Source organism: Streptococcus oralis (assembly GCF_001578705.1).
In the GTDB taxonomy this organism is placed as follows: domain Bacteria; phylum Bacillota; class Bacilli; order Lactobacillales; family Streptococcaceae; genus Streptococcus; species Streptococcus oralis_J.
Window position 1 is genome coordinate 392,613 of sequence record NZ_KQ969038.1, and the last position, 16,737, is coordinate 409,349.

Consider the following 16,737-nt stretch of genomic DNA (forward strand, 5'->3'; position numbering starts at 1 on the left):
TCTCCATTTTCCTTAGTAAAGGAAACCTATTCCACCAACAACTCTAATTTTCTCTTAACTTTTAAAATTGTCTCCCAACTCATTCTGTTTTTCTTTTAGTATTTTCTGTTCCTCTTTAATTTCTTCTCGATATTTATCTACAGATTTTTCAAAAATTAAATAACCTATAAATAATAATGTCGGAGTTAAAACTGTTCCCACTACGTTTTCAAATCTTTTTTCATCTAATCCTAATGACTTTGCAATATCAGGACTAAAGTAAATTATAAATCCTGATACTATAGCAATTGCAATAAATGCAAAGGAGACAACTGATGTTCCATTTTCTCTCCGTAATTTCTTCAGTCTGCTTAACATGTCATACACTCTTTCTATTGCTTTACAAAAAGGACGCTGATAAAGAATAAACTTCACCAACTCTCTATTTTTCTAAGTATTTAATCCCAATTCCGCCAAGATTTGACGCTTATAGGCAATCTTTTGGACTTCCTTGTCCTCACCTTCAGACCAATCTAGTTTAATTTCTGAAACAATCTGCCCGGGGCGGTTTTTCAAGATATAGATGCGATCGCTGAGATTGAGGGCCTCCTCGATACTATGTGTGATAATCAAGGTCGTCAGCTGTAGCTGTTTGTGAATCTCCAGATACCAAGCGTGGAGTTCCATCTTGGTCATCTCATCCAAGGCACTAAAGGCCTCATCCAAGAGAAAGAGCTTGTGTCCAAAAAGATAGGTCCGGAGCAAGGCTACACGCTGGCGCATCCCACCACTGAGTTCATGGGGATACTTATCTCGTATAGCTGTCAGCTGGAAGGTCGCAAGGATTTCATCCGCTCGGGCAATAGCCTCTGACTTATCCACCTTTTGAATCAAGAGAGGCAGGATGATATTGCCAAGCACCGTCTTGTGCTCCAAGAGGAGATCCTTTTGCAACATATAACTCACGCGCCCCTTAGGATTTTCCTCGCCATCAAGGATAATTCGCCCAGACTGGACTTCTAAAATCCCAGCGATTAGGTTAAAGAGGGTGGTCTTTCCAACACCACTTGGACCTAGGATAGAAACCACTTCACCCGAAGTCACCTGCAGGTTGATATCTTCTAAAATCTTTTCATCGCCATAGGCATAGCTTACGTGTTCTAGTCTAATTTCTGTCATTATTTTACAAATTCGTTAGTGAAGCCCTTGTCAGTCAAATCTTCTTTAAGGATACCATGTTCTTTATCCCATTTGTAGAAGGCATTCCAGCGGTCAGCGTCAAATTGTCCCCATTTTTCCTTGTCGCTTGCATATTCTTTTGACAAGTATTTTTGAGATTCGATGACAAAGTCACGTTTTTCTTTGAGCTCAGGTGCATTCTTGATGAGAATATCGGCTGCTTCCTCTGGATGCTCCATAGCATATTGATAGCCTTTTTTGATGGCTTGGATGATTTTACGAGCTTCTTCTTTATTGTCTTTCAAATAGTCGTTGTTTGCGATGATAACGGGTGAGTAGTAGTCAAACTCCTTGACATAGTCTTTTAAGTACATGAAGTTAGCATCTACGCCTTGAGATTTGGCAAGGATACCATCCCAACCGTAGTAGATCCAAGCAGTGTCAAAGACGCCATTGGCAATCGGTGTGATGGAGTTTGAGTCGTTGTTTGGTACTTTTTCAACCTTTTCAAAATCTCCACCTTGTGATTCTACCAATGTTTTCAACATAGCAAGCTCAGTGGGGTCATTCCAAGTACCGTATTTCTTGCCAACCAAGTCTTTTGGACTGGTGACATTGTCAGATTTACGTGAGATGATCCCTGATGTATTGTGCTCTACGATAGCGGCAACGGCAGTGATTCCTGCCCCTTTTTCCAATTTCTTAGCCATGTAGTCTTGGAAATACACTGCAAATGGTGCCTTACCATTGATTACCAAGTCAGATGAGCTTTCTTCTGGTGGCAATTTCAAGTCAACATCCACTCCAGCTTCTTTGAAATAACCTTTTTCCTTGGCAACATACAGCCCTGTGTGGTTAGTATTTGGTGTCCAGTCTAGGATAAAGTCAATCTTCTTAACTTCTGCTTCTTTGTTGTCCTTAGAAGCAGTCCCTTGGCCACAAGCCACAAGTACGACAGCTACAAAAGCCGTTACAAGCGTTAAAAACACTTTCCATGTTTTTTTCATTTTGATTTCCTCTTTTCTTTTTCTCAAACGTTCTTGTCCTATGAACGTTTCCATTTAATCACATATTTTTCGCTGACATCGACCAACTTCATACCCAGAAGGCTAATAATCGACACCAGAATAATAATGGCAAACATAGTATCATACTGAAACAGTTTCTTGGACTGAATCATGTAGACACCTAGTCCTTCAAAGCCTCCCAACCACTCAGATACCACTGTTGTGATAAAGGCGTAGGAGACACTGACCCTCAGACCTGCATAAAAGTAGGGCAGACTAACCGGGATTTTAAAATGCCAAAGAATTTGCCAAGGATTTGCACGCATCAGACTAAACAGGGTCAGCATATCCTTGTCACAATGCCTAAATCCATCCAAAATACTAACGATGATAGGAAAGGTTGTTGTCAGGATTATCAAGACAATCTTGGGCAAAATTCCATAGCCTAGCCACAAGACCAAGATAGGAGCTATAGCAATGGTAGGAATGGTCTGAACAACCACCATCATAGGGTAAATCAAGTCATTGAGCCAAGCCAGACTGTCCATAAGCACCGCCATGAGACAGGCAATCAAGACTCCTAAGACTAGTCCCAGTAAAGCCACTCTCAAGGTCGCCCAGCTATGGTGCCAGAGAAATTCTCTGTCACGAACAAAGGCCTGGAGAATTTCAAAGGGAGTTGGTAGGATAAACTTGGGTAAAAGTTTGAATATTCCCGCTAACTGCCAGACCGACAAGACTCCTATAAAGCCCAAAAGACTAATGTGTCGTCTCATCATACTTTTCAAGTTTCTCATCGATGCTTAAAATCTCTCCTACATTTATTTTGACATTGGCAAAGACATTATCTGCCTCCTGCCCTGCCACTTCTAGCGCTTCTTTGAGAATGCGCATGAGCTCATCAAACTCTCCTTCCAAGACCGTTTCAAAGGGTGTCACCACCATGGTCACGGACTGAGCTTGCAGATAAGCAATAACCTGATCGATAATAGCAATCCGGTCAATCCCCTGTGATAGGGGCAAGACTTGCAAGGCAATGCTTGCTTTCATAAAAACCTCCTCTTCTCAGGCTTCCTTTTGACAAAAAGAAAACCCCTTCCATATACGGAAAAGGTGCAGAATTCGGCTAAGTATCCTTCCCTACGCTGGCATTACCCAGATCAGGTGCGGTCGAAGTTTAACACTTCCTCTCAGACTGTACACAGACTCCCGTATATTATATGGGTATATGATAGCCTAAAAAAAGAAAGAAGTCAAGGAAACTGCTTACAGAAAACCATGAAAAAGAGTTTGAAGGCAAATGCTTCAAACTCTTTCATAACTTTCTTATTTAGCCTCGTACCAGGTTGCTCCTTCATTCTCATCAGCAATGAGTGGGACACTGAGCTGGATAGCTTCTTCCATGGTTTGTTTCACCAACTTTTTCATCTCTGCCAGTTCAGATTTAGGAACTTCAAGGACGATTTCATCATGCACTTGCAAGAGCATCTTGGTCTGATAGCCACCTTCAACTAGAGCCTTGTCTAGCTGAATCATAGCAATCTTAAGAATATCTGCTGCCGATCCCTGGATAGGAGAGTTAATGGCTGTCCGCTCCGCAAAACCACGAATGTTAAAGTTGCGCGAATTGATATCTGGTAGCTCTCGACGACGCTTGAAAAGGGTCTCTACATAGCCCTTATCACGCGCCTCACGTACCACTTCTTCCATATAGTTTTTGATTCCAGGAAAACGTTCAAAATAGGTATCAATGTAGGCTTTGGCCTTCTTGCGACTAATACCAAGATTGTTTGCCAAGCCAAAATCTGAAATCCCGTAAACCACTCCAAAGTTGACAGCCTTGGCATTGCGACGGTCGTTTGGCGTCACATCCTCAGGTCGTTCAATTCCAAAGACACGCATGGCTGTCGAGGTATGGATATCAGCTCCCTCTTGGAAAGCCTTAATCAAGTGCTCATCTTTAGAGATATGCGCTAAGACACGCAACTCAATCTGTGAATAGTCCGAGCTAAGCAGGACACTATCCTCCCACTCTGGCACAAAAGCCTTACGAATGAGGCGGCCTTGTTCCAAACGCACAGGAATATTTTGGAGGTTTGGATCCACACTAGACAGACGACCTGTCTGGGTCAAATCCTGCACATAGCGCGTGTGAATCTTGCCATCATATAAAATCCAATCCTGCAAGCCAAGCACGTAAGTCGATTGAATCTTAGCAATCTGACGGTAGTCTAGAATTTTCTTAACGATTGGCGCAATAGGAGCCAGACGCTCTAGCACATCCACGGCTGTTGAGTAACCTGTCTTGGTTTTCTTGGTGTATTCTAGAGGAAGGCCGAGCTTTTCAAAGAGAAGCGCGCCCAACTGTTTAGGCGAGTTGATATTAAACTCCTCACCAGCCAGCTCATAAATCTCCTGAGTTAGCTTCTCAATGACAAGTTCATTTTCAGCCTGCATTTCAAGCAAGGTCTCTTTCTTAACCGTAATTCCAGCGATTTCCATCTTGGCAAGGACAAAGGCCAGAGGCTGCTCCATGTCATAGAGAAGATCTAACTGTCCATGTTCACTGAGTTTTTCAAGTAAAACAGGTTCGGTCTCAACCAATACAGCAACCTTGCGAGCCAAATGCTCCAAGAAATTCTCTCTCTCAGGGATGGCCTTCTTGACCCCCTTGCCGTAGAAGGTCTCATCATCGACCATGTAAGTTTGACCATAAAGATTCGCAATGGTTGAAATTTCATTGTTCTCGACAGTAGAGAGAAGGTATTTGGCCAAGCGACTGTCAAAAGCTGGAGCCTGTAAATTCAAACCAAAACGATTTAAGAGGACTTTGGCTTTCTTAAAATCATACACTTTCAGAGGCGTATTTTCTAGAAAATCCTTGAAAATCGGTTCCTGCAAGAGCGCAAGTTTATCTGTAGCATAAAGTTTATCACCACAAGACCATGCAAAACCAACCAAGTCATCTGTATGGTAGTTCTCCCCAAAGAGTTCAAAATGGAAGATGGAGTCGGAACTCAGCATATCTTCCTTCACTTGGTCAACGATAGCGAAGTCCAACCTCTCAGCCACATCCGTCGACGAAACATTTAAAGCTTGCTTGAGTTGTTTGAAGCCCATCTCATCGTAGAATTTTCCGAGATTTTCCACATCTGGGCCATTATAGACCAAATCATCTAGTCCAATCTCAATTGGTGCCTGAGTCTCAATGGTCGCCAAGGTTTTAGACAAAAAGGCTTGTTCCTTGTCATGGATGAGATTTTCCTTCATCTTAGAAGCCTTCATCCCATCGATATTTTCATAAATACCCTCTAACGAACCGTGTTCTAGCAAGAGCTTGATACCCGTCTTTTCACCGATCTTAGTGACGCCAGGGATATTATCAGACTTATCCCCCATCAGGGCCTTGAGGTCTATAAACTGAGCTGGTGTGAGTCCCATCTTTTCCATAAGGTAAGCTGGTGTAAAGGCCTCAAACTCAGCCACACCTTTCTTGGAAATCTCGACCACCGTACGCTCATCCGTCAACTGGATCAAGTCCTTGTCTCCGCTAACGATTGTTACATCAAAAGATTCATTTTCAGCCAAGCGACCAAGAGTCCCGATGATATCATCCGCTTCATACTGCGGCAACTCATAATGGCGAATTCCAAGGTGATCTAGCAACTCGCGAATGAAGGGAAATTGCTCACGAAACTCATCTGGAGTTTTCGCGCGACCACCCTTGTAGTCTGCATACATCTCTGTTCGAAAAGTCGTCTTACCAGCATCAAAGGCTACCAAAACATGACTAGGTTCAACCCGCTCTAAGACATGATTCAACATGAGTTGAAAGCCATAGATTGCATTGGTATGAAGTCCATTAGCATTCTTAAATCGATCCAGTTGCTGATAGAGCGCGAAAAAAGCTCGAAAGGCAACAGAAGATCCATCAATCAATAATAATTTTTTCTTGTCCATACACCCATTATAAAGGAAAGCGAGGAAAAATACCATCGGAAAGAATAGGCAAATGGTCGTGAAGTCCTCTTTTTTATATTCTTTCTAGATTCTAGCTCCGTTACTATCTACTCGATAGCCATCCACAGTGGTATTCACTGCTAAAGCCCCTGAAGCATTGACGTAGTAATACTTTCCTCCTACTTGGAACCACTGACTAGACTTCATAGCCCCTGAACTCTCCAAATAATACCATGTCCCGTCTTCCTTGAGCCATCCTGTCTGCATCTCCCCCGATGCCTTTAGGTAGTACCAATGCGAATTATCCTTTACCCAACCTGTTGACATGGTCCCATTGTCTTTAAAGTAATACCAACTGCCATTTATTTTCTTCCAACCAGTTGCGAGTTTCCCGTTCTCAAGGTAATTCCAAATACCGTTTTGCTTCTTCCAACCATTCTCCAGCGATTCTGTTTCCGTATGCTGGACGTATCTTCTCGTTCCACTATAGGATAGGTAGCTGAGCCATTTATAACCGTCCTTTTCTACGATTTGGTCATAGCTAACATTTTCACCAGGATAGTAGTAGTCAATAACTTGTGCTGTACTTGACGGCTGGTTTCGAATGGCAGACTTTTGAGTAAACGTATGAGTCCCACTAGACGCCAACCCTGATCCTATAGGACTTCCAGTTCTACCATCATTCCCTACCAAGTCCTTAAAATGGATAAAGCCTGTCATAGAGCTAGCTTTTACGCTTCGACGATTATATTTCTCCCTAACACCATAATTATACTCTTCGATCTCAATCGTATCCCCTGATACATTTGATACCCAGGCCACATGCCCGTAGTAACCTTCTGTAGACCAAGCAATAGATCCAACTTCTGGCTTGCTATCAACACGGTATCCTTCTCGCCTTGCCCGATGCCCCCATTCATTTGCATTTCCATAAGCAGGCGGAATCTCAAAGCCATTTACACTACTCAAACGAAAGGCCGCGAAAGACGTACACTGGCGAGAATACATTCGCCAGTGGTCGATTTCCACACTGCCATTTTTGTAGTGAAGCGGATAGTCATCACCACGTGCTACACTATCAGCCTGAACCGATTCCCCACCAAACAAAAAAGTGCTTGTAACAAACAATGTAACCAGCCCCACACCCAACTGAGTATATCTACTCTTCTTAACTCCTAATTTTAAAAACGTCATTCATTCTCCTTAATAATATAAATTTCCGAGGTTACCCTCGTTTATACTATTCGAAAGAAAAAGAAAAAAGTGAGCAAAGCTCACTTCATTTTAGGATTCTTAGTCTAGATAGCGAATCAAATTCTTTTCTGTTAAGATATCTGAGTAGGTGAAGGATTCAACATAGACATTGGCTTGTTTGTCTCCCTCAACATCCCCAAATTCAACGATAAATAAAGATGGATAAACCTCAATTAACTTACCCAGTCTGTTTTTTTGGCGCTTACGGCCATTTTCCAAAGTCATTTCAACGACTTGTCCCTCATGCGCCTTAATCTCTTCTTTGATTTTTTTCATCTTGGCTACATCTGTAAATGCATCTGACATCTTATGCCTCCCTCTTTGAGATACTTGAAAATTTATTGTATTCTTTTTGGAAAATCAATTCCACCGTTCCACGAGCCCCACTACGGTTTTTCTCGATGATAACCTCTACCTTGTTATTTGGAATTTCTTCCTCTTCTTCACCCGCACGATCGTAGTAGTCGTCACGGTATAGAAAGGCTACGATATCCGCATCCTGCTCGATAGAACCCGATTCACGAATATCAGACAAGACTGGTCTCTTATCCTGACGCTGTTCCACTCCACGAGATAACTGACTAAGAGCAATGACTGGAACTTTCAATTCCTTAGCAAGAATTTTCAACTGACGAGAAATTTCAGAAACTTCTTGTTGGCGGTTCTCACGACCAGTCCCTGTGATAAGCTGTAGGTAGTCGATCAAAATCAAGCCTAGATTGCCTGTTTCTTGAGCCAGTTTGCGTGAGCGCGAACGAATTTCCGTGATTCGAATTCCTGGTGTGTCATCGATATAAATGCTCGCATTGGCTAGATTCCCTTGAGCAATGGTATACTTTTGCCATTCTTCATCGGTCAATTGACCCGTACGGATAGAATGGGACTCCACCAAGCCTTCGGCCGCCAACATACGGTCTACTAGACTTTCCGCACCCATTTCCAGTGAAAAGATAGCTACCGTCTTGTCCAACTTAGTCCCAATGTTCTGAGCAATGTTCAAGGCAAAGGCTGTTTTACCGACCGCAGGACGAGCTGCGATAATAATCAGTTCCTCCTCATGGAGACCTGTCGTCATATGATCCAAATCACGGTAGCCCGTTGCAATACCAGTGATATCCGTTGTTTGTTGTGACCGAACTTCTAGGTTCCCAAAGTTGATATTTAAAATATCACGGATATTCTTGAAACCACTACGATTGGCGTTTTCACTAACATCAATGAGCCCCTTTTCAGCTTGAGCGATGATTTCATCTACAGGCTTAGAAGCTTCATAGGCTTGGTTGACAGAGTCTGTCAACTTGGAAATCAAGCGACGTAGCATAGCCTTTTCAGCTACGATTTTAGCATAATACTCCGCGTTGGCTGAAGTTGGTACAGAGTTAACAATTTCGACAAGGTAAGACAAGCCACCAATATTTTGGAGATCCCCTTGGCTATCCAAAATTGTCCGAACCGTCGTCGCATCAATCGCTTCTCCACGATCCGACAAATCTACCATCGCTTTGAAAATCAACCGATGAGCATACTTAAAGAAGTCTCGAGAATCAATGTATTCTCGGACAAAAACGAGCTTGCTCTCATCTATAAAAATAGCCCCCAAAACAGATTGTTCGGCCAAAATATCCTGAGGTTGAACTCGCAGTTCCTCTACTTCTGCCATCCGACTTTCCTTCCTTTTACAATCTTGTCAAGAAGTTGTAAACTTACCCTTCTTTTACACGAAGATTGATGACACTTGTAACATCTTGGTAGATTTTCACTGGTACATCAATCAAACCTACTGCTCGAATTGGTGCCTTTACTTGAATATGACGCTTGTCAATATTAATTCCAAATTGCTTTTGCAGTTCTTCTGCAATCTTCTTATTGGTGATTGAGCCAAAGGTACGGCCATCTGGTCCAACCTTTTCAACAAACTCTACAACAGTTTCTTCTGCTTCAAGCTTGGCTTTGATTGCTCTTGCCTCTGCTAACATCTCTGCATGAGCCTTTTCTTCTGATTTTTGTTTTCCACGCAATTCACCGATTGCCTGAGCAGTCGCTTCCTTAGCCAAATTCTTTTTAATCAGGAAGTTTTGAGCGTAGCCAGTTGGCACTTCCTTGATTTCGCCTTTTTTCCCTTTTCCTTTGACATCTGCTAAAAAGATTACTTTCATTCTTCTTTCTCCTTTTCCTTTAGTTCATCTAAGACAAGTTGAGTCAATTTGTCTCCAACTTCTGACAGACCCATATTCTCGATTTGTGCAGCAGCTAGATTAAAGTGACCACCACCGCCCAGTTCTTCCATAATCCGTTGCACATTGATTTTACTACGGCTTCGAGCCGAGATTGAGATAAATCCTTGTGTATTTTTTGCTAGAACGAAACTAGCCTCAATACCGGACATAGCCAGCATAGCATCGGCAGCCTTACTGATAACAACGGTGTCATAAGTGGTTGAGTCCTTAGCTTGAGCAATTAAGACATCTGAACCCAACTTACGACCTTGTAAAATGAGTTCATTTACCTCACGGTACTCTTCAAAATCTGTCGCAGCAATCTCCTGGATGGCAATACTATCGCTTCCACGTGTTCTGAGGTAGCTAGCTACATCAAAGGTTCGACTCGTTACTCGAGATGTGAAATTCTTGGTATCCAGCATCATACCAGCCATCAAAACACTAGCCTGCATACGACTCAAACGATTCTTCTTAGAATTTTGGAACTGAATCAACTCTGTGACCAACTCACTCGCACTACTTGCTCCACTTTCGATATAGGTGATGACTGCATTCTCAGGGAAATCCTGATCACGTCTATGATGGTCAATAACAATAGTTTGAGTGAACAAATCATAAAAATCTTTTGACAAGGTTAAAGCCGTCTTGGAATGATCCACCAGAATCAATAGTGAACGGTTTGTAACTAGCCTCATCGCTTCTGTAAGAGATAAGAGTTTCGTGACATCTTCTTTCTTTAAGAACTGGATAGCACGTTCGATATCTGCTGACATCTGGTCTGCATCATAGACAGCATAACTGTTCTCAATAATATTATTTGCAAACAACTGCATGCCAACCGCAGACCCCAAGGCATCCATATCCAGATTCTTATGACCAACTACAAATACCTGATCCACACTGCGAATCTTATCTGAAATAGCTGTCATCATGGCTCTGGTACGTGTTCTTGTTCTCTTAACAGAGGCTGCGGAACCACCACCAAAGTAGACTGGGTTCTTGGTTTCATCATTTTCCTTGACAACTACTTGGTCCCCACCACGAACCTCAGCTAGGTTTAAGTTCCTTAGAGCAACTTTCCCTATCTCATCATGATTTCCATCACCATAAGAAAAGCCCATGCTCAAGGTCAATGGCAGCTGTCTCTGTTTTGCCTCCTCACGAAAGGCATCAATCACAGAGAATTTATCATTCATCAAGCCCTCTAGAACTGTGTAATCAGTAAATAAATAAAAGCGGTCCATCCCCACACGCCGAGAAAACATAGCATACTTACTAGCAAATTCTGAAACAAAATTTGCCACAAAACTATTGATATGACTAATATCGGAGTCAGAGGTTGCATCTTCTAGATCATCGTAGTTGTCTACCGAGACAACCCCAATCACTGGTCGACTGGTTACCAATTCGACAGTTGCTTCGTATTCCCCTGAAACGTCAAAAAAATACAGGACACCCGAAACCTTGTCCAGATGAACGGCATAGCGTGTTTCCCCTAAGGTAGCATACGAACCAGGATTCCCAACAGAAGCTTTGATAATGGTTTGAATCAAGTCAACATCAATTTCGCCTTCTTCAGTCGTCAAAATCAACTCAGCATAAGGATTAAACCATTCGACTTCGCCACTAGATAAGTCTAATTTCAGAACACCAACTGGCATTTGATCGAGCAACGTGTTCAAGCTATCTTCCGCTTGATGGTTTACGTATTGGATTTGTTCAATTTCGCTTTTTTCATACTGTTTTTTTTGCCAGATGAATAAAAGCAGATAAAGAAGTACAAATAAAAACAAGGCACTGATTGTTACAACATTATTTTGTGAAAAAATAATCAGCATTGTTAAGGTTCCGAAAGTTGCAATCCCTAGTAGAACCGCAGAAATCGGGGTTAAATTATTTTTTTTCATTCTAAACCTCTTGCGCATTATTATATCACAAATGCCCTTAAAAAGCGACCTTTAAAAAGTGGTAAGCCTCCTTTTCCTTATTGATTTTTTTATGGTTTTAATGCAAAAAGGAGAATAAGCTCATTATCCTCCTGCACTAAGATTACTACCATCTAACGTTCAACGATGAGAGCTGTTCCCATCCCTCCCCCGATACAGAGAGTTGCTAAACCAGTTTTGGCATCACGTTTCATCATCTCATGTACCAGAGTCACTAGGATACGGCAGCCTGAAGCTCCAATTGGGTGACCAAGAGCAATCGCACCACCATTGACATTGACAATATCTGTGTTAAATCCAAGTGTTTTCCCAACCGCACAAGCCTGAGCAGCAAAGGCTTCATTTGACTCGATCAAGTCAAGATCATCAACTGTCAAATTGCCTTTTTCAAGAGCTTTGCGAGTCGCATAAATCGGTCCACATCCCATCATCCTAGGATCCAAACCTACACTTGCATACGAACGAATGCGAGCAATCACTGGAAGTCCTAATTCTTCAGCTTTTTCAGCACTCATGACCAAGACAGCTGCTGCCCCGTCATTGATACCTGAAGCATTTCCCGCTGTGACAGAACCGTCTTTTTTGAAAACAGGACCTAGCTTAGATAAACTCTCCAAGCTAGCATCTTTCCTAGGAAATTCATCTGTATCAAAGACGATAGGATAACCTTTGCGTTGAGGAATGACCACCGAAACAATCTCTTCCTTAAAGCGTCCAGATTCTATAGCCGCTACTGCTCGTTTTTGTGATTCCAAAGCAAGAGCATCTTGTTCATCCCGGCTAATACCATATTCTTCAGCCACATTCTCAGCTGTAATCCCCATATGGTATTCGTTAAAAGCATCAGACAAACCGTCCTTAATCATGGTGTCTACCACTTTCGAATCGCCCATACGGCCACCCCAACGGAAGCTTGGCAAAACATATGGTGCCTGACTCATGTTTTCTGCGCCACCAGCTACGATAATATCTGCATCGCCACACTGAATCGCTTGAGCAGCCAACTGCACTGCCTTCAACCCAGAACCACAAACCTTATTAATAGTAAAGGCTGGTGTAAATTCAGGAAGTCCCGCATGAATACTCATTTGACGAGCTACGTTTTGCCCTAAACCTGCGCCTAGGACATTCCCCATAATCACTTCGTCTACCTGCTCTGGTTTAATATTCGCTTTTTCCAAAGCACTCTTAATGACCAAAGATCCCAAATCAACAGCAGAAACATTCTTCAAACTTCCTCCAAAGGAGCCTATTGGAGTTCGCACTGCTGAAACAATCACTACGTCTTTCATAACTACCTCCATTTATACCTTGTATAATGATGCAATACAAAAGTGGTTTACAATTGTGTAAACCACTTTTACATAGTCGTCAAGATTTTATGATTCCTTAACTTCTAGCAAACCAACTTCACCATCTTCGCGGCGATACAAAACATTTGTTGTTTGATCTTCGACATCAACATAGATAAAGAAATCATGCCCCAACAAGTCCATTTGAAGAAGAGCTTCTTCCAAATCCATTGGTTTTAAATCAATTTGTTTTGAACGAACCACTTTTGGCTGCACAACATTTGCATCTTCAACTAGAGCATCTGTAAAGAGTTGGCTTGTTGCAACCTTATTTTTATTCTTGCGTTCGATTTTTGTTTTATTTTTTCGAATCTGGCGTTCAATTTTATCTGTTACAAGATCGATAGAACCATACATATCTTGAGAAATATCTTCTGCACGAAGGGTAATTGATCCAAGTGGAATCGTCACTTCAACTTTTGCTGTTTTTTCACGGTAAACTTTCAAGTTGACACGTGCATCCAACTCTTGTTCAGGTTGAAAATATTTTTCGATCTTTTCGAGTTTAGAAACTACATAATTGCGAATTGCTTCTGTTACTTCTAGGTTTTCACCACGGATACTATATTTAATCATATAAGTACCTTCTTTCTAAACATTTTTATTTTTCTAACTATATTATAACGCTTTCATTTTCATTTTGCAAATTTTTCCTCATCTTACAAGGGAAAAAGTTTTGACTTCCAAAACACCTGCTTCTTCAAACAGTCGCTTCACACGATTGATAGTCGCCCCTGTCGTATAGATGTCATCAATAACCAAAATCTTCTTAGGAAGAGGGGCTTCCGTTTTAATATAAAAGGGAATTTCAGTAGCTAATCGTTCTGAGCGATTCTTAGAAGAACTAGCCTTCTCTTCACTTTTCCCTAGTAAGTCTTGAAAAGAAAATCCGGCTGCCTCAACCAAACCTTCAACCTGATTAAATCCCCTCTCAAGTAATCTTTCAGGACTTAGGGGAATCAACACAAATTGATAACCTCTATACTTTTTCAACTCCTCAGCAAGAACGGAAGCAAAAACTTTTCTAAGCAGAAAATCCCCATCAAACTTATATCGACTAAAGAAGTCTTTCATAGCTTGATTATAGGTGAAGATTGCTTTATGATCAACTTGAATCCCATCTTCACACCAAAGTTTACAATCTTGACACGTTGTTGACAACCCTCTTTTCATGCAGTTTGGACAATGGTCTTCACCAATCTTCTCAAAAGTAGAATCACAAGCTGAGCAAAGATAGTTTTGCTCATTCTTAAACAGTAAGAGGTGACTAAATGTCAAGTCACTCTTTGTTGACTGGCCACATAATAAACAATTCATAATCCCGCCTCCTTGTTCATCTGCTTGATTTCCTTGATTGCCTTTTTGATGGAAGTATTTAATCCATCATGAAAGAAGAGCAACTCACCAGTTGGTCTGTCCATACTACGCCCAACTCGCCCACCAATCTGAATCAAGCTAGACTTGGTAAAGAGACGATGATTAGCTTCTACTACGAAAACATCCACACAAGGGAAGGTAACTCCACGCTCTAAAATTGTCGTACTGATCAGTATCGTCAACTCTCCATCTCGAAAAGCTTGCACCTGCTCTAATCGATTTTCTGTGACAGAGGAAACAAAGCCGATATTTTCATTTGGAAACTGTTCCTGCAATATTTCTTTTAGTTTCTCGCCTTTTTTAATTTCTGATGCAAAGATTAACAAGGGATAACCTGTTCTTCTCTGCTTCTCAATGGAGCTCTTTAACTTAGGTGACAACTGACTCTTATCTAAATAACGATTAAAATCCGATAACCAAACTGGCTTTGGAATAATCAATGGATTTCCATGAAATCGTCTTGGCAAGCTCAATCGTTTTAATTCTCCTGTGCGAACCTTCTTATCTAACTCATCTGTAGAAGTCGCTGTAAGGAATATCTTTAACCCCTCCTCCTTTACACATTGGTTTACAGCGTAGTAAAGTATAGGGTTGTCAACATAAGGAAAGGCATCTACTTCATCTACTATCAGCAAATCAAAGGCATGATAGAATTTTAATAACTGATGAGTTGTTGCAACAACTAGTGGAGTTCGAAAATAGGGCTCTGATTCGCCATGAAGTAGTGCTATCTCACAAGCAAAGTCATTCTGCAGTCGCTTATACAATTCCAAACATACATCGATTCGAGGACTAGCCAAACACACCGAACCACCATCGTCAATCACTTTGGCTACAACTTGATAAATCATCTCTGTCTTTCCAGCTCCTGTGACAGCATGAACTAAGGTCGGTTCTTTCTTTTCGACTGCTCGAATCAATCCCTCCGATACCTTCTCTTGAAAAGGAGTCAATTGGCCACGCCATTTAAGAACATCTTGTTTCGGAAAATCCTCCTGTGGAAAATAGTATAAAGCTTGATCGCTCCTTACTCGTTTCATCAGCAAGCACGCTCTGCAATAGTAAGCACCAATAGGCAAATACCATTCTTCCAAAATAAGACTGTCACAACGTTGACAAAACAGCTTTCCCTTCTCTTTTCTCATTGCTGGCAGTCTCACTGCTTCCTGTCGTTCTTCTTCAGTTAATTCCTTCTCAGTAAACAAGCGACCGAGGTAATTTGGATCTACTTTCATACTTCTTTATTCGTAAAAATCTAGCACTTTGAAGCTTTTTTTAGTACAATAAAATCATGGAATTTAGAACAATTAAAGAGGACGGGCAGGTCCAAGAAGAAATTAAAAAGTCACGCTTTATCTGTCATGTAAAGCGTGTCTATAGTGAAGAAGAGGCTCGTGATTTCATCACGACCATCAAAAAAGAACACTACAAAGCTACCCATAACTGCTCAGCTTTTATTGTAGGGGAACGAAGTGAAATCAAGCGTACGAGTGATGATGGTGAGCCTAGTGGTACTGCTGGAGTCCCTATGCTCGGTGTCTTAGAAAATCATAATCTTACTAATGTCTGCGTAGTGGTTACTCGCTACTTTGGGGGAATTAAGTTAGGCGCTGGCGGTTTGATTCGCGCTTATGCAGGTAGTGTGGCCTTGGCTGTCAAAGAAATTGGCATTATTGAAATCAAAGAGCAAGCTGGCATAGCCATTCAGATGTCCTACGCTCAATACCAAGAGTACAGTAACTTCCTTAAAGAACATCATCTCATGGAGCTGGATACAAACTTTACAGATCAAGTTGATACAATGATTTATGTTGATAAGGAAGAGAAAGAAAATATCAAGGCTGCTCTTGTTGAGTTTTTTAATGGAAAGGTTACTTTAACAGATCAAGGTTTACGTGAAGTTGAGGTTCCTGTAAACTTAGTGTAAACAAAGGAGAAATTATGGCTTTTGGGAAATTTATTCAAGGACTTGCTGGAAACTTTAGCGAGCAAAACAAAGAGACTCTTATCAAAGAATATGGCCAATACCTACTAGAGAATGAAGAAATTCAAAGTGGATATAAACTTATTCGTGATTCAATCATCTTTACAAATATCCGTATCATTTTTACAGATAAGCAAGGTGCTACTGGTCGTAAGATGTCTGTTAAGTCAATCTTTTTGATGAACATTGTAAACATTGAAATGGAAACAGCTGGAGCAGGTATAGATGATAGTGAGATTACAATCACTTATTTAGAAAATGTATTTCTAAAAGCACATAATGAACACCTTAGTTTCCATAAATTTGAATTTCCTAAAAAAACAGACATCCTCCCTCTTTACACCTATTTATTAGAATTGGCTTATCACAATCGATTAAAAATTAATGGCTTAGACCTTTGATATAAAAAAATCCTATCACTTTGATAGGATTTCTATATTTTACAAATAGTCTGGAGCGCGTTATACTAGTATCATCTTA

The 16,737-nt window shown here is 41.2% G+C and carries 17 protein-coding genes and 1 riboswitch; of the genes, 2 read left to right on the forward strand and 15 right to left on the reverse strand.

The genetic code is table 11. The features are described 5' to 3' along the window. Positions 1–54 precede the first annotated feature (54 nt). The 15 genes from SORDD05_RS07815 to SORDD05_RS07885 all read right to left on the reverse strand — a co-directional run bounded on the left by SORDD05_RS07815 (position 55) and on the right by SORDD05_RS07885 (position 15,508). Positions 55–414, reverse strand: a complete 360-nt coding sequence (locus SORDD05_RS07815; protein WP_223327255.1) for a hypothetical protein — start codon at positions 412–414, stop codon at positions 55–57. A gap of 15 nt (positions 415–429) precedes the next feature. Further along, positions 430–1,158 carry an ABC transporter ATP-binding protein gene (locus tag SORDD05_RS07820; protein WP_061418690.1) on the reverse strand — a complete coding sequence of 243 codons (729 nt, stop codon included), beginning with the start codon at positions 1,156–1,158 and terminating at the stop codon, positions 430–432. After that, the gene (locus tag SORDD05_RS07825; RefSeq protein ID WP_061418692.1) at positions 1,158–2,165 is read right to left on the reverse strand and encodes an ABC transporter substrate-binding protein; all 1,008 of its coding nucleotides are present in this window, start codon (positions 2,163–2,165) and stop codon (positions 1,158–1,160) included. Before SORDD05_RS07825 ends, SORDD05_RS07820 begins: the two co-directional genes overlap by 1 nt. A gap of 38 nt (positions 2,166–2,203) precedes the next feature. Further along, positions 2,204–2,962, reverse strand: coding sequence for an ABC transporter permease (locus SORDD05_RS07830; protein ID WP_081102473.1), 759 nt, complete (start codon positions 2,960–2,962; stop codon positions 2,204–2,206). Next, positions 2,925–3,215: a thiamine-binding protein gene (locus SORDD05_RS07835; RefSeq protein WP_000647674.1), complete on the reverse strand. Its 291-nt coding sequence runs from the start codon at positions 3,213–3,215 to the stop codon at positions 2,925–2,927. The genes SORDD05_RS07830 and SORDD05_RS07835 overlap by 38 nt, the downstream gene beginning before the upstream one ends. A gap of 70 nt (positions 3,216–3,285) precedes the next feature. After that, a riboswitch (TPP riboswitch) is annotated at positions 3,286–3,388 on the reverse strand. 103 nt (positions 3,389–3,491) lie between these two features. Beyond that, positions 3,492–6,125, reverse strand: a complete 2,634-nt coding sequence (gene polA / locus SORDD05_RS07840; RefSeq protein ID WP_061418847.1) for a DNA polymerase I — start codon at positions 6,123–6,125, stop codon at positions 3,492–3,494. An 84-nt stretch (positions 6,126–6,209) separates the two neighbouring features. After that, positions 6,210–7,319: an SH3 domain-containing protein gene (locus tag SORDD05_RS07845; protein WP_061418695.1), complete on the reverse strand. Its 1,110-nt coding sequence runs from the start codon at positions 7,317–7,319 to the stop codon at positions 6,210–6,212. A 99-nt stretch (positions 7,320–7,418) separates the two neighbouring features. After that, complete coding sequence (locus tag SORDD05_RS07850; RefSeq protein WP_001278165.1) at positions 7,419–7,685, reverse strand: Veg family protein; 267 nt, start codon at positions 7,683–7,685, stop codon at positions 7,419–7,421. A gap of 1 nt (position 7,686) precedes the next feature. Further along, positions 7,687–9,039: a replicative DNA helicase gene (dnaB, locus tag SORDD05_RS07855; protein WP_061418698.1), complete on the reverse strand. Its 1,353-nt coding sequence runs from the start codon at positions 9,037–9,039 to the stop codon at positions 7,687–7,689. A 43-nt stretch (positions 9,040–9,082) separates the two neighbouring features. Continuing rightward, positions 9,083–9,535 (reverse strand): 50S ribosomal protein L9, encoded by a 453-nt coding sequence (gene rplI, locus SORDD05_RS07860; protein ID WP_000864206.1) that lies wholly within the window; start codon positions 9,533–9,535, stop codon positions 9,083–9,085. Beyond that, positions 9,532–11,505 (reverse strand): DHH family phosphoesterase, encoded by a 1,974-nt coding sequence (locus tag SORDD05_RS07865; protein WP_061418701.1) that lies wholly within the window; start codon positions 11,503–11,505, stop codon positions 9,532–9,534. Before SORDD05_RS07865 ends, rplI begins: the two co-directional genes overlap by 4 nt. Before the next feature lie 152 nt (positions 11,506–11,657). Then, complete coding sequence (locus SORDD05_RS07870; RefSeq protein WP_061418704.1) at positions 11,658–12,836, reverse strand: acetyl-CoA C-acetyltransferase; 1,179 nt, start codon at positions 12,834–12,836, stop codon at positions 11,658–11,660. Between the two features lie 87 nt (positions 12,837–12,923). Continuing rightward, positions 12,924–13,472 (reverse strand): ribosome hibernation-promoting factor, HPF/YfiA family, encoded by a 549-nt coding sequence (gene hpf, locus SORDD05_RS07875; protein WP_000599119.1) that lies wholly within the window; start codon positions 13,470–13,472, stop codon positions 12,924–12,926. 78 nt (positions 13,473–13,550) lie between these two features. Continuing rightward, complete coding sequence (locus SORDD05_RS07880) at positions 13,551–14,213, reverse strand: ComF family protein (RefSeq protein WP_061418707.1); 663 nt, start codon at positions 14,211–14,213, stop codon at positions 13,551–13,553. Continuing rightward, a complete protein-coding gene (locus tag SORDD05_RS07885; RefSeq protein WP_061418710.1) occupies positions 14,210–15,508 on the reverse strand; it encodes an ATP-dependent helicase ComFA in 1,299 nt (432 codons plus the stop codon). Before SORDD05_RS07885 ends, SORDD05_RS07880 begins: the two co-directional genes overlap by 4 nt. Positions 15,509–15,564: 56 nt before the next feature. Between SORDD05_RS07885 and SORDD05_RS07890 the strand changes: the two genes are divergently transcribed. Both SORDD05_RS07890 and SORDD05_RS07895 read left to right on the forward strand, forming a co-directional pair. Next, complete coding sequence (locus tag SORDD05_RS07890; protein WP_061418713.1) at positions 15,565–16,200, forward strand: YigZ family protein; 636 nt, start codon at positions 15,565–15,567, stop codon at positions 16,198–16,200. Between the two features lie 14 nt (positions 16,201–16,214). Then, the gene (locus SORDD05_RS07895) at positions 16,215–16,658 is read left to right on the forward strand and encodes a PH domain-containing protein (protein ID WP_061418716.1); all 444 of its coding nucleotides are present in this window, start codon (positions 16,215–16,217) and stop codon (positions 16,656–16,658) included. The last annotated feature ends 79 nt before the right edge of the window (positions 16,659–16,737 follow it).